The organism is Micromonospora halotolerans, from assembly GCF_032108445.1.
In the GTDB taxonomy this organism is placed as follows: Bacteria; Actinomycetota; Actinomycetes; order Mycobacteriales; family Micromonosporaceae; genus Micromonospora; species Micromonospora halotolerans.
In genome coordinates this window covers 4,249,090-4,267,597 of sequence record NZ_CP134876.1, presented here as the reverse complement: position 1 = coordinate 4,267,597, position 18,508 = coordinate 4,249,090, and the positions used below count along the sequence as shown (strand labels likewise).

16 protein-coding genes are annotated in these 18,508 nt (G+C 73.6%); 7 read left to right on the top strand and 9 right to left on the bottom strand.

Annotated features, from left to right (window positions below; translation table 11 throughout):
- Nucleotides 1-85 precede the first annotated feature (85 nt).
- Entirely contained in the window at nt 86-2,194 is a 2,109-nt protein-coding gene (locus tag RMN56_RS20355) for an MMPL family transporter (protein ID WP_313719096.1), read from the top strand.
- 51 nt (nt 2,195-2,245) lie between these two features.
- Here the strand turns inward: RMN56_RS20355 and RMN56_RS20350 are convergent, their stop codons facing one another.
- From RMN56_RS20350 to RMN56_RS20335, 4 genes are all read right to left on the bottom strand, one after another.
- Nucleotides 2,246-3,370, bottom strand: coding sequence for a glycosyltransferase family 4 protein (locus tag RMN56_RS20350; RefSeq protein WP_313719095.1), 1,125 nt, complete (start codon nt 3,368-3,370; stop codon nt 2,246-2,248).
- Entirely contained in the window at nt 3,367-4,626 is a 1,260-nt protein-coding gene (locus RMN56_RS20345; protein WP_313719094.1) for a M48 family metallopeptidase, read from the bottom strand. Before RMN56_RS20345 ends, RMN56_RS20350 begins: the two co-directional genes overlap by 4 nt.
- 107 nt (nt 4,627-4,733) lie before the next feature.
- Nucleotides 4,734-4,943 carry a hypothetical protein gene (locus RMN56_RS20340; RefSeq protein WP_262282588.1) on the bottom strand — a complete coding sequence of 70 codons (210 nt, stop codon included), beginning with the start codon at nt 4,941-4,943 and terminating at the stop codon, nt 4,734-4,736.
- A gap of 132 nt (nt 4,944-5,075) precedes the next feature.
- Complete coding sequence (locus tag RMN56_RS20335) at nt 5,076-6,476, bottom strand: NYN domain-containing protein (protein ID WP_313719093.1); 1,401 nt, start codon at nt 6,474-6,476, stop codon at nt 5,076-5,078.
- 127 nt (nt 6,477-6,603) lie between these two features.
- Here RMN56_RS20335 and RMN56_RS20330 point away from each other — a divergent pair, with 127 nt between their 5' ends.
- The 5 genes from RMN56_RS20330 to RMN56_RS20310 all read left to right on the top strand — a co-directional run bounded on the left by RMN56_RS20330 (nt 6,604) and on the right by RMN56_RS20310 (nt 12,092).
- Complete coding sequence (locus RMN56_RS20330) at nt 6,604-8,361, top strand: DEDD exonuclease domain-containing protein (RefSeq protein ID WP_313719092.1); 1,758 nt, start codon at nt 6,604-6,606, stop codon at nt 8,359-8,361.
- 128 nt (nt 8,362-8,489) lie between these two features.
- Nucleotides 8,490-10,280: a RelA/SpoT family protein gene (locus tag RMN56_RS20325; protein WP_313724802.1), complete on the top strand. Its 1,791-nt coding sequence runs from the start codon at nt 8,490-8,492 to the stop codon at nt 10,278-10,280.
- Between the two features lie 48 nt (nt 10,281-10,328).
- A complete protein-coding gene (locus RMN56_RS20320) occupies nt 10,329-10,868 on the top strand; it encodes an NUDIX hydrolase (protein WP_313719091.1) in 540 nt (179 codons plus the stop codon).
- A complete protein-coding gene (locus RMN56_RS20315; RefSeq protein WP_313719090.1) occupies nt 10,865-11,752 on the top strand; it encodes a nucleotidyltransferase family protein in 888 nt (295 codons plus the stop codon). The genes RMN56_RS20320 and RMN56_RS20315 overlap by 4 nt, the downstream gene beginning before the upstream one ends.
- Before the next feature lie 52 nt (nt 11,753-11,804).
- Complete coding sequence (locus tag RMN56_RS20310; protein WP_151463220.1) at nt 11,805-12,092, top strand: Lrp/AsnC family transcriptional regulator; 288 nt, start codon at nt 11,805-11,807, stop codon at nt 12,090-12,092.
- A gap of 62 nt (nt 12,093-12,154) precedes the next feature.
- Here the strand turns inward: RMN56_RS20310 and RMN56_RS20305 are convergent, their stop codons facing one another.
- From RMN56_RS20305 to ctaE, 5 genes are all read right to left on the bottom strand, one after another.
- Nucleotides 12,155-12,829 (bottom strand): DUF4142 domain-containing protein, encoded by a 675-nt coding sequence (locus RMN56_RS20305; protein ID WP_313719089.1) that lies wholly within the window; start codon nt 12,827-12,829, stop codon nt 12,155-12,157.
- A gap of 209 nt (nt 12,830-13,038) precedes the next feature.
- Nucleotides 13,039-14,670: a cytochrome bc1 complex cytochrome b subunit gene (gene qcrB / locus RMN56_RS20300; RefSeq protein WP_313719088.1), complete on the bottom strand. Its 1,632-nt coding sequence runs from the start codon at nt 14,668-14,670 to the stop codon at nt 13,039-13,041.
- Nucleotides 14,667-15,755, bottom strand: coding sequence for a cytochrome bc1 complex Rieske iron-sulfur subunit (qcrA, locus tag RMN56_RS20295; RefSeq protein ID WP_313719087.1), 1,089 nt, complete (start codon nt 15,753-15,755; stop codon nt 14,667-14,669). Before qcrA ends, qcrB begins: the two co-directional genes overlap by 4 nt.
- A 67-nt stretch (nt 15,756-15,822) precedes the next feature.
- Nucleotides 15,823-16,659 (bottom strand): cytochrome bc1 complex diheme cytochrome c subunit, encoded by an 837-nt coding sequence (qcrC, locus tag RMN56_RS20290; protein ID WP_313719086.1) that lies wholly within the window; start codon nt 16,657-16,659, stop codon nt 15,823-15,825.
- A gap of 72 nt (nt 16,660-16,731) precedes the next feature.
- Nucleotides 16,732-17,331: an aa3-type cytochrome oxidase subunit III gene (gene ctaE, locus RMN56_RS20285; RefSeq protein WP_151463215.1), complete on the bottom strand. Its 600-nt coding sequence runs from the start codon at nt 17,329-17,331 to the stop codon at nt 16,732-16,734.
- 108 nt (nt 17,332-17,439) lie between these two features.
- On the opposite strand from ctaE, the gene RMN56_RS20280 reads away from it, so the two are divergent.
- Nucleotides 17,440-18,393 (top strand): cytochrome c oxidase assembly protein, encoded by a 954-nt coding sequence (locus RMN56_RS20280; RefSeq protein ID WP_313719085.1) that lies wholly within the window; start codon nt 17,440-17,442, stop codon nt 18,391-18,393.
- The last annotated feature ends 115 nt before the right edge of the window (nt 18,394-18,508 follow it).

Genomic DNA, 18,508 nt, shown 5'->3' with positions numbered 1-18,508 from the left:
ACACCCCTGACCCGCGCCCGGCCGGGCCGAAGGATCGGAAGCGGGGTCGCCGACCCCGCAACCGTGACGACGAAAGGGAACTCGGATGTCCCCGCAACGCCTGGCCGGCCTGCCCGCCGGCCGCCGCGGCAAGTACGCGGCCCTTCTCCTCTGGCTGGCGCTGCTCGTGGCGGCCGGCCCCCTCGCGCTGAAGCTCGGCGAGGTCCAGGACAACTCGACCCTCGGCGCGCTGCCGGCCGGCGCCGAGAGCAGCCGGGCAGTGCAACGCGCCGAAGCGGCCTTCCCCGGCTCGCGGCACCCCCTCGCGATCGCCGTCTATGTCCGCGACTCCGGGCTCACCCCGACCGACCGGGCCCGGGTCGAGGCCGACCGGGCCGCCTTCGCCCGGTACGCCGACGGCGGCGCGGTGTCCCCGCCGGTGGCCGCGGCCGACGGTCGGGCGCTGCTGCTCTCCCTGCCGGTCAGCCTCGACGACGAGCGGCGCGCCGAGACGGTCGACGCGCTGAAGGACCGGCTCGCCGACCGCGCGCCACCCGGCCTGCGGACCGCCCTGACCGGCGACGCGGCCGCCGAGCACGACGTCTTCGACGCCTTCGCCGGGATGGACGGCGCGCTGCTGCTGGCCACCGCGCTCACCGTCGCCCTGCTCCTGCTGGTCACCTACCGCAGCCCGGTGCTGTGGCTGATCCCGCTGGTCGGGGTGGCCGTCGCGAACCAGCTCGCCGGGGCGGTGGTCTACCTGCTGGCCCGGCACGCCGGGCTGGCCGTCGACTTCCAGAGCCAGACCATCCTCACCGTGCTGGTCTTCGGCGTCGGGGTGGACTACGCCCTGCTGCTGATCGCCCGGTACCGGGAGGAGCTGCGCCGGCACGCCGACCGGCACGTCGCCATGGGGGCCGCGCTGCACCGCTCGGCCGGCGCGGTCTGCGCCTCGGCGGCGACCGTCGCGGTCGGACTGCTCTGCCTGCTCGCGGCCGACCTGCCGGCCACCCGCGGCCTCGGTCCGGTCGGCGCGGTCGGGATCGCCGCGGCGCTGCTGGCCATGACCACCCTGCTGCCGGCGGTGCTGGTGCTCTGCGGCCGGTGGCTGTTCTGGCCGTTCGTGCCCCGGTACAGCCCCGGTGCCGACACCCGCGACCACACCGCCGACCACGGGGTGTGGCGCCGGATCGCCGGCCTGGTCGCCGGCCGGCCCCGGGCGGTCTGGGTCGGCACCGCCGCCGCGCTGGCCGCGCTGACCCTGGGCATCGGCAACCTCAGCCTGGGCCTGCCCGACGACGAGTCGTTCACCACCGAGGTCGGCTCGGTCGCCGGGCAGCGGCTGATCGCCGCCCACTACCCGGACGGCTCGGCCGCGCCCGCCGAGATCCTGGCCGCCGCCGGGACGGCCGAGACGGTGGTGGCCGCCGCCCGCGCGGTGCCGGGCGTCGCCGAGGTGGGCGCGCCGGAACGCTCGGCGGACGGCCGGTGGGTCCGGGTGCCGGCGGTGCTCGCGGCCGCGCCGGACAGCGACGCCGCCCGGGACACAGTGGCCCGGCTGCGGACCGCCGTGCACGCGGTACCGGACGCACGGGCCCTGGTCGGCGGGCGGACCGCCACCGTGCTCGACGAGGAGCACACGGTGAACCGGGACAACCGGGTGGTCATCCCGCTGGTGCTCGCGGTCGTCCTGGTCATCCTGGTGCTGCTGCTCCGGTCGCTGGTCGCGCCGCTGCTGCTGATGGTCAGCGTGGTGCTGTCGTACGCGGCCGCCATGGGGGCCGCCGGGCTGCTGCTCGACGCCCTGGGCCATCCCCGGCTCTTCGTCGGGGTCCCGTTGCAGGCGTTCCTGTTCCTGGTGGCGCTCGGGGTGGACTACACGATCTTCCTGATGACCCGGGCCCGCGAGGAGGTCGCCCGGATCGGGCACCGGCCGGGCGTGCTGCGCGCGCTGACCGTCACGGGCGGCGTGATCACCAGCGCGGGCGTGGTGCTGGCCGCCACCTTCGGCGCGCTGCTGGTGCTGCCGCTGGTGCCGTCGGTGCAGATGGGCGTCATCGTGGCGGTCGGCATCCTGCTCGACACCCTGCTGGTGCGCAGCCTGCTGATCCCGGCGCTGACCCTGGACCTCGGCGTGCGCACCTGGTGGCCGGGCCGGCCGGCCCGCCGGTCGCCGCGGCCGGCCCCGGCGGAGCCGGCTCTCGTCCGCACCTGATCACCCGATCGGACGTGGTGGCCCCGGCACGACGCCGGGGCCGCCCGCGGGTCAGCCGGCGAGCAGGGCGGCCATCCGCTCGGCCTGGGTCTCCCAGCGCCACTCCCGCTCCACCCAGGCCCGGCCGGCCGCGCCGAGCTGGCGGGCCAGGTCCCGGTCGGCGAGCAGGGTCGCCACCCGGTCGGCGAGCTGCGGCACGTCCCGGCCGCGGACCACGTAGCCGGTCTCACCCTCGCGGACCGCGTCCGGCGCGCCACCGGAGTCGCCGGCCACCACCGGCAGCCCGGTCGCGCTGGCCTCCAGGTAGACGATCCCCAGGCCCTCGACGTCCAGGCCCCGGTTGCGGGTCCGGCAGGGCATCGCGTAGACGTCGCCCGCCGCGTAGTGGGCGGGCAGCTCCGCCGAGGGCACCGAACCGGTGAACACCACGTCGCGTTCCACCCCGGTCTGCCGGGCCAGCTTCTGCAGCGCCGCCCGGTAGGGGCCGCCACCGACAACCAGCAACGCGGCGTCCGGCACCCGGCGGCGGATCTCCGGCATCGCCCGGATGAGCATGTCCTGCCCCTTGCGCGGAACCAGGCGCGAGACGCACACCACGACCGGCCGGTCGGCCAGCCCCAGCCGCAGCCGCACCCGCTCACCGTCGACGTCGGGGTGGTAGGTGTCCACATCGACGCCCGGGGCGAGCCGGCGCAGCTCGGTCACCCCGTCGAGCACCCGGGCCAACCGGACCCGGGTGTATTCGCCGAGGTAGGTGGTGACGTCCACGCCCCGGCCGATCCGGCGCAGCGCCGCCCGGGCGCCGGGCAGCGTGGCCCAGCCGGCCTCGTGCCCGTGGGTCAGCGCCACTGCCCGGCGGATCCCGGCCCGGCGGCGCAGCCCGGCCGCGAGCAGCCCCAGCGGGGCCGCCGCGCCGAACCACACCGTGTCGCAGTCGTACGCCCGGGCCAGCCGCGCCGCCCGGCGGGCCACCAGCGGGGTGGGCAGCAGCACCTTGGTGCGTTCCCGGACCACCTCGAACGGCTGGTCGGCGTCGAACTTGGCCGCGCCCCGCCAGCTCGACGCGTAGACCACCACGGAACCCGGGGGCTGGCGCACCGCCAGGTGGTGCACGAACGACTGGATGCCGCCGGGGCGGGGCGGGAAGTCGTTGGTGATCAGCAAGGTGCGGCTCATCGGCCGGACTCCCTGGCGTAGGCGCGGGCGGCGGCCATCCGCTCCACGGTGGACGGGTGGGACGCCGACCAGAGGTATTCCCAGCGGGGCGGGTCGGGGTCGGCCAGGTTCACCCCGGCCAGGCGGCGCTGCATCGCCTCGAAGGTGACCGGATCGCCGGTGAGCGCCAGCGCGTGCGCGTCGGCGCGGGCCTCCACCCGCCGGGAGACCAGCGCCTGCGCCGGCGTGGCCACCAGCCCGGCGACCGTGACCAGCGCGATCAGCAGCGGGAACGCCCGGGGCTGGGCGATCGAGTCGACGCCGGCCAGCCGCAGCAGCGGCGTCCAGGAGCCGATCAGGTAGAGCGCCACCACCGCGGCGGCGGCGCCCAGCGCCCCGATGAGGGTGCCGGTCCACACGTCCCGGTCCTTGGCGTGCCCCAGCTCGTGGGCGACCACGCTGGTCACCTCCGCCGGGTCCGCCTCGCGCAGCAGGGTGTCGTAGACGACCACCCGCCGGGTCGGCCCCAGGCCCGAGACGTACGCGTTGACCGCCCGGGTCCGCCGCGAGGCGTCGGCGACCAGCACGTCGCGCACCGGCACCCCGTCCCGGGCCGCCAGGCTGGTCAGCTCGGTGCGCAGCGGGCCGGGCTCCATGGGCGTGAACCGGTTGAACACCGGCTCGACCAGCACCGGCAGCACGAACGACAGCAGCACCACCAGCAGGGCGGCGCCGGCCGCGCCGAACGCCCACCACCAGCGCGGGGCGAGCCGGACCACCGTGTAGAAGCCGAGCAGGACGAGCGCGCCGATGACGGCGCTGACCGCGTACGACTTGAGCAGGTCGACGGCCCAGCCGCCCCAGCCCTGGGTGCTCAGCCCGTAGCGGGTCAGCACGGTCTGCCGCCACGCGGCGAAGGGCAGGGTGAGCAGGTCGGCGAGGAACAGCACGGCCAGCCCGCCGAGCACCGCCTGGGCGGCCCAGTGCCCGCCGAAGGGCCGGCCGGCCAGCTCGACCAGACGGCCGCCGAGCGGGGTGAGCCCGAGCAGCAGGGCCACCACGAGGCCGACGACGAGCGCCGACCAGCCGGCCGGGCGCAGGGCGCCGTGGAAGGCGCGACCCCGGGCCACCTGGTCGACGGGGAGCGCACGCAGCGCCGCGAGCTGGTCGGCGCGGGGTGCCGGCGGCCGGCTCCACGGCACCAGCAGCGCCCCGGCGACAAGCAGCGCGACGACCAGCCCGGCCAGGGTCAGCACCGCCCAGCCGCGCGGGGTCACCGCCGCACCCCGTCGCGCCCCACCCGGTTCATGCCCGCTCCCCTCCCGCCGTGAGCGCTCATCCTAAGGCCCGGGGGCGGCGCGGTGGCCGTGGTGGCCGAGCGGGATCAGGCCACCCGGCGACCGGACCGACGCCGGGGAGCGGGCGGGGCCGGCAGCACCTGCACCTCGAAGCCGGCCCGGGCGAACACCTCGATCGCCCGGTGCTCGGCGGGGCCCAGGTCGGCCGCCGCGGCACCGGTGTCGAGCAGCGCGGTCACCAGGCAGCCGGAGCACCCGGCGCCCCGGATCCCGCAGGTGTCGCAGTCGATGAGCATCAACGCCTCCTGACGCGTCGCCGGTGGCGGACCGGAGAGGAGCCCGCCACCGTCAGTCACCACGAGGCTAGGCCGGGGGTGTGACAGAACCGGACAACGAGGCAGCACCCACCCCGAACCCGATCATCGGCGTCAGGACCGGGCGAGCCGCCGCAGCAGCGAGTCGGCGCCGAGCGGGTAGGCGCCGTGCCGGCGTACCCCGTCGGCGACCTCGCGGTCGGAGGAGATCACCACCACCGGCCGCCCGGCCGGCTCGGCGCGGACCAGCCGGCGGATCAGCTCGTCGGCCGTCTCCCCCTTGTGGGAGAAGAGCACCCGCACCCCGCGCGGCGCGGGCGGCAGCCCGTGGATCCGTTCGGCGCCGTCGAAGACCACGGTGACCTCGTCACCGGTCTGCGCGGCGATCCCGCCGAGCCCGGTGATCAGCCGCTTGCGCTGCTGCTCCAGCGACATCTCGCCGAAGCCGCGCTTGGTGACGTTGTAGCCGTCCACCACCAGGTGCGCCTTGGGCAGGGCGAGCAGCTGGTCGAGGCGGGCCGGGTCGTCGGTGTCCCGGGCCCGGGTGGCGGCCCCGGCCGGGGTGGTCCCGGGCCGGTCGGCGAACGCGTCGGCGACGAAGTCGGCGGGCAGCTTGTCCACCGGGTCCAGGGCCAGCTCGCGGCGGAGCCCGACGGCGGCCTGCCCGATCGTCTCCAGCAGCAGCCACAGCCTGGCCTCGTCGACCGAGCGGGCCTCCTTGGCGCTGACCCGGGCCACCCCGGCCGCGGCCTCCGCCTCGGCCAGCCGGGCCCGGGCCCGGCGCAGCTCGGCGTCCGCGTCGGCGGCCGCGCGGGCGGCCCGGCCGCGCTCGGTGGCCAGCATCTCGGTGGCCTTGCGCTCCCGGGCCTGGGTCTCCCGGAGGGTACGGGTGAGCTGCCGGGCCTCCTCGCGGAGCTGGCCCAGCTCCTCGCGGACCCGGGCGAGCTCGTCGCGGAGCTTCTCCGCCTCGACGCGGGCCACCGCCCGGTCGTGCTCGGCGCGGGTGGCGCGCTGCTCGGCCTCGCGGACCAGCTCGGCGACCACGGCGCTGTCCGCCTCGGCGCGCACCGCGGCGCCGCTGGCGTCGATCAGCTCCCGCCAGCCCCGGGGCCGGGCCAGGTAGGCCAGGGCGGCCACCTCGACCGGGTCGGCCGCCGCCGGGGCGGTGCCGTCCACCACGGCCGCGCCCAGGTCGCCGGCGTCGGCGAGCACCCGGGCGGTGACCCGCTGCCGGAACAGCGGGTCGGCGGTGAGCTGGGCGGCGATGGCCGGGGCGCCGAGCCGGGCGCGCCGGTTGGGGGCGAACTTGGCCACCCGGCGCAGCGGCACCGGCACCTCGTCGGCGGCCAGGCCGGGCAGCACCGCGGCGGTGAGCGACACGATCCGCTGCCGGACCGGCTCGGGCAGGGTGGGCTCCGGCTCGGGCGGTGTGGCGGGGGTCTCACCGGGGTCCTGCGCGCCGACCACCGGCTCCTCCACGGAGGAGTGGTCGTCGTGCGGCTCGGTGAGGGGCATGTGGCAAGTCTCCCACCCCGACCGGGCCCACCGCCCGGTGAGTGAGCCGATCTCTCATCCTACCCCCGTGGTAACTCCTGAGGCTGCCGGGACGGGAGTGTCGGACCCCGCCGCTAGCGTGCCGCGGGTGACGCGACCGGACTACGTCCAGGAGGCCCTGGCCGGCCTGGACCGGGTGGCGGGCACGGGGGTCGACCCCGCGCTGCCGCTCTACGCGACCACCTTCGTGGTGGTCGACCTGGAGACCACCGGCGGCGCGCCGGACGGCGGCGGGATCACCGAGATCGGCGCCGTCAAGGTGCGCGGCGGCGAGGAGCTGGGCGTGCTGGCCACCCTGGTCAACCCGGGGGTGCCGATCCCGCCGTTCATCACCGTGCTGACCGGGATCACCCAGGCCATGCTGCTGCCCGCGCCGCCCATCGAGCAGGTCCTGCCGAGCTTCCTGGAATTCGTCGCCGACGCCGTCCTGGTCGCCCACAACGCCCCCTACGACGTGGGCTTCCTCAAGGCCGCCTGCGCGAAGCACGGCTACCGCTGGCCCAACCCGCGGGTGCTCGACACCGCCGCGCTGGCCCGCCGGGTGCTCACCCGCGACGAGGTGCCCAACCGCAAGCTGGGCACCCTGGCGGCCTACTTCCGCACCGCCACCCAGCCCACCCACCGGGCGCTCGACGACGCCAAGGCCACGGTCGACGTGCTGCACGGGCTGATCGGCCGGCTCGGCGGGCACCGGGTGGACACCGTCGGCGAGGCCATCGAGTTCGCCCGGGCGGTCACCCCGACCCAGCGCCGGAAGCGGCACCTCGCCGAGGGGCTGCCGAAGGTGCCCGGCGTCTACATCTTCCGGGCCGCCGACGACCGTCCGCTCTACGTCGGCACCTCCGGCGACATCGCCACCCGGGTGCGCAGCTACTTCACGGCCTCCGAGAAGCGGGCCCGGATCTCGGAGATGCTGGCCGCCGCCGAGCGGGTCGAGGCGGTCGAGTGCGCCCACTCGCTGGAGGCCGAGGTGCGCGAGCTGCGGCTGATCGCCGCGCACGCCCCGCCCTACAACCGGCGGTCGAAGTACCCGGAGCGCCAGGTCTGGCTGAAGCTGACCGACGAGGCGTACCCGCGGTTGTCGATCGTGCGCGACCTGGCCCCCACCGACTCGGCCTACCTCGGCCCGTTCCGCTCGAAGCAGGCGGCCGAGCTGGCCGCCGCCGGCTTCCACGACGCGGTGCCGCTGCGCCAGTGCACCCACCGGCTGTCCCGGCGCACCACCATGCCGGCCTGCGCGCTGGCCGAGCTGGGTCGCTGCCCGGCGCCCTGCGAGCACCGGATCACCCCGGAGGAGTACGACCACCGCGCCGCCGTGCCGTTCCGCACCGCCACCCGGGACGACCCGCAGGTGGTGGTGGACGCCCTGCTGGCCCGGATCGAGGTGCTCTCCGCCGCCCAGCGCTACGAGGAGGCCGCGGTGGTGCGCAGCCGGCTCGCCGCGGTGCTGCGCGCGGCGGTCCGGATGCAGCGCCTGGCCGCGCTGACCGGCATCGCCGAGCTGGCCGCCGCCCGCCCGGCCGCCGGGGGCGGCTGGGAGCTGGCCCTGGTGCGCCACGGCCGGCTGGCCGGGGCCGGGGTGTCCCCGCCGGGTGTCCACCCGCGACCGACCATCACCGCGATCCGGGCCACGGCCGAGACGGTCCTGCCCGGGCACGGCCCGGTGCCGGCGGCCACCGCGGAGGAGACCGAGCGCATCCTGTCCTGGTTGGAGCGACCGGAGACCCGGCTGGTCGAGACGTCGGCCGGATGGGCGTCGCCGGTCGCCGGCGCGGGCCGGTTCCGCGACCTGCTGACCAAGGCGGAGAACGGCGCGTCCCACCAACTCTCGACCGAACGCTCATGACCATGTGTCCGATCGGACTACGTCAACTCCCTTAGGCTGTTGGAGAAGTGCAGTCCTGCCCGATTCGCGGGCCTGCCTCCGGTCGCCGGCCCCGGCGTCCCGGGGGCCGGGGTGAGGAGGTGTCCCAGGTGGACGTCGACGCCGGACACGGCGCCGCCCTGGGCGGCGCCCTTCCGACCCAGCCCGGCGACCTGCCACTCTCCCGGCGCCTGCGCTCACTGCTCTCCTGGCCCACCACCGACAACGACCCGGTCACCGCGCTGGTCCGCGCCCACCGCGGCATCCATCCCAGCTCCGACGCGTCGGTGCTGCGGCGGGCCTACACGATCGCCGAGAACATGCACCGCGGCCAGTTCCGCAAGAGCGGCGAGCCCTACATCACCCATCCGCTGGCGGTCGCCCAGATCTGCGCGGACCTCGGCATGGACACCACCACCCTGGTCGCCGCGCTGCTGCACGACACGGTGGAGGACACCCGCTACACCCTCCAGGCCCTCCAGGAGGACTTCGGGCGCCAGGTGGCCCACCTGGTCGACGGGGTGACCAAGTTCGACAAGGCGTTCTACGGCAAGGCCGCCGAGGCGGAGACCGTCCGCAAGATGATCGTCGCGGCCGGCAAGGACGTCCGGGTGCTGATCATCAAGCTGGCCGACCGGCTGCACAACATGCGCACCCTCGGGGTCCGCTCGGCCGCCTCCCGGGAGCGGATCGCCAGCAAGACCCAGGAGGTGCTCGTCCCGCTCTGCGACCGGCTGGGCATCCAGACCCTCAAACGCGAGCTGGACGACGTGGTGCTGCTGCACCTGCATCCGGAGGAGCACGCGCGGATCGCCCGGTTCGTGCACGACCGGCCAGGCTGGGACGCCTACCTCGACGACGTGGTCGCGAAGACCCGGGCGGCCCTGCGCCGCAGCCGGGTCGACGCCGAGGTCGGCCCCCGCCCCCGGCACCTCTACTCGATCTGGAAGGACACGGTGGCCGGCGAGCACACCGCGCCCTACGACCTGCCCCGCATCGCCATCGTGGTCGACGGTCCGGCCACCGACTGCTACGCCGCGCTCGGCGCGGTGCACGGGCTCTGGCGGCCGGTTCCGGGCCGCTTCAAGGACTTCATCGCCTCCCCGAAGAACAACCTCTACCGGTCCCTGCACACCAGCGTCTGCGGCCCGCAGGACCGGACCGTCGAGGTGCTGATCCGCACCGAGGAGATGCACCACTCCGCGGAGTACGGCGTGGCCGCCCACTACCGTTTCCCCCGCGCCGCCGGCCGGGCCGACGAGCGGACCGACGAGCTGGCCTGGCTGCGCCGGGTGCTCGACTGGGAGCAGGAGACGGTCGATCCCACCCAGTTCATGGAGTCGCTGCGCTGCGACCTGGCCGAGGCGCAGATCCAGGTGGTCGCCGACGGCCGGCAGGTGGTGCTGCCGGCCGGCGCCACCCCGGTCGACCTCGCCTACGAGCTGGGTACCGAGCGGGGCGACCACTGCCTCGCCGCGCGGATAAACGGCCGGCTGGCGCCGCTCTCCTCTGAGCTGGAGGAGGGCGACGTCGTGGAGATCTTCACCGAGAGCGACGCGGAGAGCGGCTTCGAGGTCGACGTGGCGCCGCGCGGGCCGCGCCGCGAGTGGCTGGGCTTCGTCAAGTCCCCGCACGCGCAGATGCAGATCAACCGCTGGTTCGCCGAGCACACCGAGCCGGGCATCTCGATCGCCGACAAGGTCCGCCTCGGCCGGGCCACCATCGGCCTGGCGCTGCGCAAGCACGACCGGGGCCTGGCCAGCGACCTGCCGCTGCTGCGGCTCTCCGAGGAACTGGGCTACCCCGACCTGGAAACCCTGCTGGTGGCGGTCTTCGACCGCACCGTGGAACCCGACACGGTGGTCCGGCAGCTGATCGATCTGGTCGACCACCGGCAGTAGCGAGCTCCGCTCATCCGCCGGCGCCGACCGGCCACTAGCCTTACAGGCATGATCCCCCGCGCGCGTGCCACCGGACGGGCCCTCGGCTACCAGATCTTCTACCGGCTCCCCGTCCCGCTGCGGCGGCGGCTGGTCCGGCTCGCCGTGCCGAAGTACATCGTCGGCGCGGTCACCCTGGTCCGGGACTCCGAGGCCGGCGGGGCGGGGCGCATCCTGCTGCTGCGCCAGCCGCCCGGCCACAGCTGGACCCTCCCGGCCGGGCTGCTGCAGCGCGGCGAGGCGCCGGTGGTCGGCGCGGCCCGCGAGTTGCACGAGGAGTCCGGCATCAAGCTGGCCCCCGAGCGGCTGCGCCCGGCCGTGCCGAACGCCGTGGTGCACGCCAAGGGCTGGGTGGACGTGGTCTTCGAGACGGAGGTGCCGGCCTCCAGCACCGAGCTGGCGGTGGACGGCGCCGAGGTCTTCGAGGCCGCCTGGCACCCGCTGGACGAGCTGCCCCGGCTGAGCCGGGCCACCGCCAACCTGCTCCGGTACTACGGGATCGGCCCGCGCGCGGACGAGGTCCCGCCGGCGGCACCCCCCGCCGCGTGACCGGCCCCGGCGCGCCCGCGGCCGGCCCGGGATGGCGGGCCGCCGTCGACGTCTGCGCGGTCGTGCTCGCCGCCGGCGAGGGCACCCGGCTGCGCCCGCTCACCGCGCACCTGCCCAAGGCGCTCTGCCCGGTCGGCAACGTGCCGCTGCTCGACCGGGCGCTGGACCGGCTGGCCGGGCTGGGCCGCACCGGGCCGGACCGGGTCGCGGTGAACGCCTGCTACCTGGGCGGGCAGGTGGTGGCGCACGTGGGCGCGCGGGCGCACCTGTCGGTCGAGCCGGGCGACCCGCTCGGCACCGCCGGCGGGGTGGGCAACCTGCGGGACTGGATCGCCGGGCGGGGCGTGCTGGTCGGCAACGCCGACGCGTACCTGGCCGACCCGGACGCCCCGCCGGGACCGGACCTGGCGGCGCTGCTGGACGGGTGGGACGGGCGGAGCGTACGCCTGCTCGGCCAGCCGGCCGACGACCCGGCGGCCCCCGGCACCTTCGCCGGCCACCGGTTCGTGGGGTTCTCGCTGCTGCCGTGGCGGCTGGTCCGGGAGCTGCCGCCGACCTTCGACGACCTGGTCCGGGCGGTCTGGCGGCCGGCCGAGGCGGCCGGCGCGCTCACCGTGGTCCCCTACCGGGGCACCTTCTACGACACCGGCACCCCGGCCGACTACCTGGCGGCCAACCTGCACGCGGCCGGCCCGGGCGGCCTTGTCGACCCGTCCGCCACGGTCGACGGGCGGGTGACCCGCTCGGTGGTCGGCGCGGGCGCCGTGGTGCGCGGCGCGGTGGACCGCTCGGTCGTCTGGCCGGGCGCGACGGTCGCCGCGGGGGAACGCCTCAGCGGGGTGATCCGGGCGGGCGCCGACCTGACCGTCCCGGCGGCCCGGTGACCCGCCCAGCCCTTAGCATGGGCGTCGACGTCGACGAACGGAGAAATGTCCCGTGATCACCGCGATCGTGCTGATCGACTGCGCCACCGACTCCATTCCCGAGGTGGCCGAGACGCTGGCCAACCTGCCCGGCGTCAGCGAGGTCTACTCGGTGGCCGGGCACGTCGACCTGATCGCCATGGTCCGGGTCCGCGAGTTCGAGCAGATCGCCCAGGTCATCGCCGGCCGCATCTCCAAGGTGCCCGGCGTGCTCAACACCGAGTCCCACATCGCGTTCCGCGCCTACTCCCAGCACGACCTGGAGGAGGCGTTCGCGATCGGGCTGGCCAACGCCGACTGACCCGCACGCCGGTGGCCGGCCCACCCCCGCAGGGGCGGACCGGCCACCATCGGTCGTACGCGTCAGCTCTGGCTGGGCGCCGGGGTCTCCGTGGTGCCCGGAGCGGGCTCCTCGGTGCCGGTGCCGCCCGGAGCCGGCGACTCGGTTCCGCCCGGAGCCGTCGACGTGGTGCCGCCCGGGCTGGGCGTGCCGCTGGCGCTGGTCTGCGGGACCGGGACGCCCAGGGTCTGGGCGAGGGCCACCAGTTCGTCGTAGTGCGCCTGGAGGATCGGCAGGGCGTCCTGGGCGAGCTGGATCACCGACTGCTCGGAGCCCTGCGAGATCTCGGTCTGGGTGGCCTGGATGGCCTGGACGTGGCCGGCCAACTGAGCGGTCACCCACGCCTTGTCGAACTCGGCGCCGCTGAGGTTGTTCAGCCGGTCGAGGACCTTCTGCTGGTCCGCGGTCGGGTCGGCCGGCAGCTGGACGTTGAGCTGCTGAGCGGTGGACTGCACCGTCTGGTCCAGCTGGGTGTGGTCCGTCACGAACATCTTGCCCAGGTCCTTGACCTGCTGGTTCTGGCCCTTCTGCTGCGCCAGGTTACCCGCGGTGATCTCGAACAGGTTCACCTGGTGCACCGCCTGCAGGTACTGCGTGTCCTGCGCAGACGGCTGCGCCGCGGCCTGGGCCGCGGCTGCCGGTGCCAGTCCCACGAGCACCAGCGCCGCCAGCAGGCCCAGGCGTTTGATTCCCAACATGCTTTCCCCCCCTTGAGACGTTGGACCGCACGGATACCCGGCTGACCGGGGTTATTCCTGCGATTCCACCCGTCCGTGTCGGGGGGTGGCGGGAGACCGGAGCGGGGCCGACCGGCGTCTCGCGGCGGGAACGGGACGGCGGAGCCACAAACGGCCGTGGCGCCCGCCGGTGATCCGGTGGGCGCCACGGTCAGTCGTAGCGGAGTGGGTCAGCGACGGCTCCCGCCGCTGCTGATCTCCTCCCGCTCCGGTCGTCGCTGGACCGGCGGGTGCCCCGGCGAGACCGGCGCCTCGGCCGGCTTCTCGATCGGGTAGAAGAAGCCCCGGATCGCCGGGCCGAGCGCCCCCAGCCGGTTCATCTTCTTCGGGACCACCCAACCGGCGTAGTCCAGAGCCGGGCCGTGCCCGTCGTGCCCGTCGACCGGGGTGAGCGGCTGGTGGACCTCGACGAACCGGCCGTCGGGCAGCCGCCTGATGATGCCGGTCTCCACGCCGTGGGCCAGCACCTCCCGGTCGTGCTGCTGGAGACCCAGGCAGAGCCGGTAGGTGATGTAGTACGCCAGCGGCGGGACGACCAGCAGACCGATCCGGCCGGCCCAGGTCATCGCGTTCAAGCTGATGTGGAACTTGTCGGCAATGACGTCGTTGCCGCCGGAGAGGGTCAGCACGATGTAGAAGGAGACCGCCATGGCGCCCACCGCGGTCCGGGCCGGCACGTCCCGGGGCCGCTGGAGCAGGTTGTGGTGCTTGTAGTCCTTGAGGCGGCGCGCCTCCAGGAACGGGTACATCGTCGACAGGCCCACCAGGATGCCGGGGAGCACGACCGTCGGCCAGAACAGCGGCGGGATGACGTACCCGTCGCCGATCGGGATGCTGATCTCCCACGCCGGCATGAGGCGGGTCGAGCCGTCGAGGAACATGACGTACCAGTCGGGCTGGCTGGCAGCCGACACCACCCACGCCTCGTACGGGCCGAAGTACCAGATCGGGTTGATCTGGAACAGGCCACCCATCAGCGCGATCACACCGAAGACGACCATGAAGAAGCCGCCCTGCTTGAGCGCGTAACGCGGGAACATGCGCTCGCCGACCACGTTCTCGTTGGTCCGGCCGGGCCCGGGCCACTGGGTGTGCTTCTGTTTGAAGACCAGGCCCAGGTGGACGCTGATCAGCGCCACCAGCAGCGCCGGGATGAGCAGCACGTGAGCGATGAAGAACCGGCTGATGATGATGGTGCCCGGGAACTCGCCACCGAAGATCGACGAGCTGACCCAGGAGCCGATCACCGGGATCGACAGGATGATCCCGGAGGCGATCCGCAGACCGGTGCCGGACAGGCCGTCGTCCGGCAGCGAGTAGCCGGTGAAGCCGGCCAGGAAGCCGACCCAGAACAGCAGCGAGCCGATGATCCAGTTGGTCTCACGCGGCTTGCGGAACGCGCCGGTGAAGAAGACCCGCAGCATGTGCACCACGATCGCGGCCATGAACAGCAGAGCCGCCCAGTGGTGCATCTGCCGCATGATCAGACCGCCCCGGACGTCGAACGACAGGTCCAGGCTGGAGGCGTACGCGGTCGACATCGGGGTGCCCCGCAGCGGGGCGTAGCTGCCGTCGTAGACCACCTCGGTCATCGCCGGCTCGTAGAAGAAGGTCAGGAACACACCGGTCAGCAGCAGGACGATGAACGAGAACAGCGCGATCTCGCCCAGCAGGAAGGACCAGTGGTCGGGGAAGACCTTGTTCAGCAGTTTGCGCAGCGGGGTGGCCACCTGGAAGCGGTCGTCCACCGCCCCGGCGGTCTTGGCCGGCAGCGCGGCCGCATCGAACTTTCGGCGCTTCATGGCCGCTCCCAGAAGTCGGGACCGATGGTTTCGGTGTAGTCGGACCTCGCCACGAAGAAGCCCTCCTCGTCCACCTCGATCGGCAGCTGGGGCAGCGGCCGGTTCGCCGGGCCGAAGACCGGCATGGCGTTGTCGGTGATGAGGAACTGCGACTGGTGGCAGGGGCAGAGCAGCCGGTTGGTCTGCTGCTCGTAAAGGCTAGCCGGGCAACCGGCGTGCGTGCAGATCTTGGAGAACGCGACGTAGTTGCCCCACATGTAGTCGCCGTGGCCCTTGCGCTCGTTGGCGGCGCGCGACTTCTGCGCGTCGTCCTCGCGCAGGTGGATCAGCAGGGTCGGCGAGTCGGCGTGCTTGTTGCTGACGCCGCCCTCGATACCCGGGAACACGGTGAGCTGGCCGCCGACGCTGACGTCCGCCGGGCGGATCGGCCGGCCGTCCTCGCGGATCAGCCGGATCCGCTTGCCGTCCGAGGCCGGCTTGAAGCCGGTGGTGAACATCTGGTTGTTCTTGTGCGGGTTCGAGATCAGGCCACCGACCAGCGGCGCCGCGACGACCGCGCCGACCGGCACCAGGCCGGCGAGCAGCGAGACGCCGAGCAGCGGCCGGCGCTTCACGCCGAGCTCGTCGGCCATGTACACCATGGTCTCGCCGGTGATCTTGCGATCCTCCGGGGAACCGGGCTGGTCGTGCCGGTCCTGGATCGAGACCTCCTTCGGCAGCAGCTTCTTGCCCCAGGTGAGGATGCCGAAGCCGATGCCGAGCAGGGCGATGCCCAGGGTCACGCCGAGCAGCGGGGTGTAGTACTTGTCACCACCGCGGCCGGCCTCCCACTTCCACGGCCACCAGATGTAGATGATCAGGAAGGCGGTCGCCGCGGCACCGGTCAGCAGGAACATCGAGGCGACCGTGCGGGTCAGCCGACGCTCCGCCTTGCTGCCCGCGACCACCTGCGGCTCGTAGTGGACGATCTCGATGTCGTCCCGCCGGGCGCCCTCCTGGACGATCTCGAACCGGGAGATCCGGGGGTCGTTCACGTCGAGCGGCTCCGGGCCCCGCTGGGCCGGGTGCTCGGTGTGGGTGCTCATGCCGTCACCTCGCTACGGGTAACGCCGGGGGTCGGCGTCACAGCACTGAAACCAATGATCCGCTCGGTCACGACTTGCCCGCAATCCACAGGCTCGCGAAGACCAGCGCGACGATGCCGACCAGGAAGATCGCGAGACCCTCGGTCGACGGGCCGTAGCGGCCCAGGTTGAAGCCGCCCTGGTCCTGGTCGTGCTTCAGGGTCTCCTGGATGTAGGCGATGATGTCCGCCTTCTGCTCCGGAGTGATCTGGTTGTCGCCGAACACCGGCATGTTCTGCGGGCCGCTCAGCATGGCGGCGTAGATCTGCCGGTCGCTGGCCGGGCGCAGGCTCGGCGCGTACTTGCCCGAGGACAGGGCGCCGCCGCCGCCACCGAACGCGTGGCACTGCGAGCAGTTGATCCGGAACAGCTCGCCACCGGCGGCCATGTCGGCGTTCTGGTGCAGGTTGTTGCCCTGCGGCACCTGCGGGCCGCCGCCGAGCTCCTGGATGTACTGGCCGAGCTGGCGCACCTGCTCGTCGGTGAACGCCGGCGGCTTGCGCATGGCCTGCGCTTCCTGCCGGGCCATCGGCATGCGACCGCTGCTGACCTGGAACTCGACCGAGGCCGACCCGACGCCGATCAGGCTCGGACCGCGTCCCTCGACGCCCTGGGCGTTGCGACCGTGACAGGTCACACAGCTCACGTCGAACAGCGCCTTGCCCTCGTTGGCGGCGGCGCTCAGGGGCGGGTTGTCCTGCGCCTGTGCACCGGGGGCGAAGACGGTGTAGGCGCCGCCGGCCAGCATCAGCGCGGCGGCCAGCCGGACCGCGGCACCCAGCCGGCGGCGGCCCCTGCTGCGCGCTACGGGCCGCCCGCGCAGGCGCGCGAGCAGACCGCGTCGGCGGTCGTTGTCAGAAGTCATGACCTGTGTCCTTAACCGGTTGGACCTTGTCTCAGGGGACGGAGCAGCGGCGCGATACGTGACGCGCCAAGATCACTGAAGCCAGTAGATCATGGCGTAGAGCCCGATCCACACGACGTCGACGAAGTGCCAGTAGTAGGACACGACGATCGCCGAGGTCGCCTGCGCCGGGGTGAACCGGCCCATGGTGGTGCGGATCATGAAGATGATGAACGCGACGAGACCGCCGGTCACGTGCAGGCCGTGGAAGCCGGTCGTCAGGTAGAACATCGACCCGTAACCGTCTTCGTTGATCTTGACGCCCTCGTGCACCAGGTTGCGGTACTCGTTCGCCTGGCCGAGCACGAAGATCAGACCCATCACGAAGGTGATCGTGAACCACCGGCGCAGGGCGTGGACGTCACCCTTCTCGGCCGCGAAGACACCGAGCTGGCAGGTCACCGAGGACAACACCAGGATCACCGTGAAGGTGGTCGCGTAGGGGATGTTGAGGATCTCGGTGTGCTTCTCCCACTGCTCCGGCGCCGCCGCGCGGATCGAGAAGTACATCGCGAACAGCGCCGCGAAGAACATGAGTTCGCTGGAGAGCCACACGATCGTCCCGACGCTGACCATGTTGGGTCGGGTCAGGGAGTGGATCCGGCTCTTGTCAATGGCTGGGGCCGCAGTCACGCGGTCATTATTGCCCTTGACCGGGACCGAGGATCAGCGGGGTGGCAATCCTGTGCCATCCGTGGCCCGATCGTGGTCGTCCGCTTCGCCTGACCTACCCTGAAAAGCGTGCTGCACGTCGATCCGATCTTCGCCGCCACCTCGGTGGCCCCGGCGACACTCGCCGCGGGAAGCGAGGCCGTCCCGCCGCCGTTCACCGTGGCCCGGGTCCTGACCGAGACCCGGCTGGACAGCTGGCTCACCCTCGGTCTCGTGCTCGCCGCCGGCCTCTACCTCTACGGGGTGTACCGGCTGCGGCTGCGCGGCGACCGCTGGCCGGTCACGCGTACCGTCAGTTTCCTCTTCCCGGGCCTCGGCGGCATCGCCGCGGTCACGGTCAGCGGGCTCGGCGCCTACGACACCGCCCTGCTGTCGGTGCACATGATCCAGCACATGGTGCTGTCCATGATCGCGCCGATCTTCCTCGCGCTCGGCGCCCCGGTGACGCTCGCCCTGCGGACCCTGCCGCTGCGCCCGCGCAAGCGGCTGCTGGCCATCGTGCACAGCCGGGTCGCCCGGGTCTACAGCTTCCCGCTGGTGGCGTTCGCCATCTTCGTGGTGAACCCGTTCGCCCTCTACTTCACCGGGCTCTACGAGATCACCCTCCGGCACGAGTGGGCGCACGAACTCGTGCACGCGCACTTCATCATGACCGGTTGCGTGTTCTTCTGGCCGCTGCTCGGCCTGGACCCGCTGCCGGGGCGCTGGCCGTACCCGGCGCGGGCGCTGCTCATGCTGCTCTCCGTGCCGTTCCACACCGTGCTCGGGCTCACCATCATGCAGAGCACCACCCTGCTCGGCGGCGACTGGTACCCGTCGCTGCACCTGAGCTGGTCCGACCCGTGGAACGACCAGGTGGTCGCCGGCGGCGTGCTGTGGGCCGGCGGCGAGTTCGTCAGCGTCACCATGCTGGCCGTGCTGGTCGTCCAGTGGATCAAGCAGTCCGAGCGCGAGGCCCGCCGGCTGGACCGCGAGCTGGACCGCGAGGAGGCCCGCCAGCGCGCCGCGGAAGCGAGCGCCTGACCCCTACGGCGGCTCCCACGCGGCGCGTCCGACGCCGCGCCGCGACCCGGAGCCGTCGCCAGGGCGGGGCGACAGGCCGGATGTGACGCCCGCTACGATCGGCGGGCAGCTACGA

Excerpts from the sequence above, each read along its gene's own strand:
- RMN56_RS20320 (WP_313719091.1), top strand. The coding sequence starts at position 10,329 with ATGATCCCCCGCGCGCGTGCCACCGGACGGGCCCTCGGCTACCAGATC.
- RMN56_RS20305 (WP_313719089.1), bottom strand. The coding sequence starts at position 12,829 with ATGTTGGGAATCAAACGCCTGGGCCTGCTGGCGGCGCTGGTGCTCGTG.
- RMN56_RS20335 (WP_313719093.1), bottom strand. The coding sequence starts at position 6,476 with ATGCCCCTCACCGAGCCGCACGACGACCACTCCTCCGTGGAGGAGCCG.
- qcrA (WP_313719087.1), bottom strand. The coding sequence starts at position 15,755 with ATGAGCACCCACACCGAGCACCCGGCCCAGCGGGGCCCGGAGCCGCTC.
- RMN56_RS20350 (WP_313719095.1), bottom strand. The coding sequence starts at position 3,370 with ATGAGCCGCACCTTGCTGATCACCAACGACTTCCCGCCCCGCCCCGGC.
- RMN56_RS20340 (WP_262282588.1), bottom strand. The coding sequence starts at position 4,943 with ATGCTCATCGACTGCGACACCTGCGGGATCCGGGGCGCCGGGTGCTCC.
- qcrC (WP_313719086.1), bottom strand. The coding sequence starts at position 16,659 with ATGACTTCTGACAACGACCGCCGACGCGGTCTGCTCGCGCGCCTGCGC.
- qcrB (WP_313719088.1), bottom strand. The coding sequence starts at position 14,670 with ATGAAGCGCCGAAAGTTCGATGCGGCCGCGCTGCCGGCCAAGACCGCC.
- RMN56_RS20355 (WP_313719096.1), top strand. The coding sequence starts at position 86 with ATGTCCCCGCAACGCCTGGCCGGCCTGCCCGCCGGCCGCCGCGGCAAG.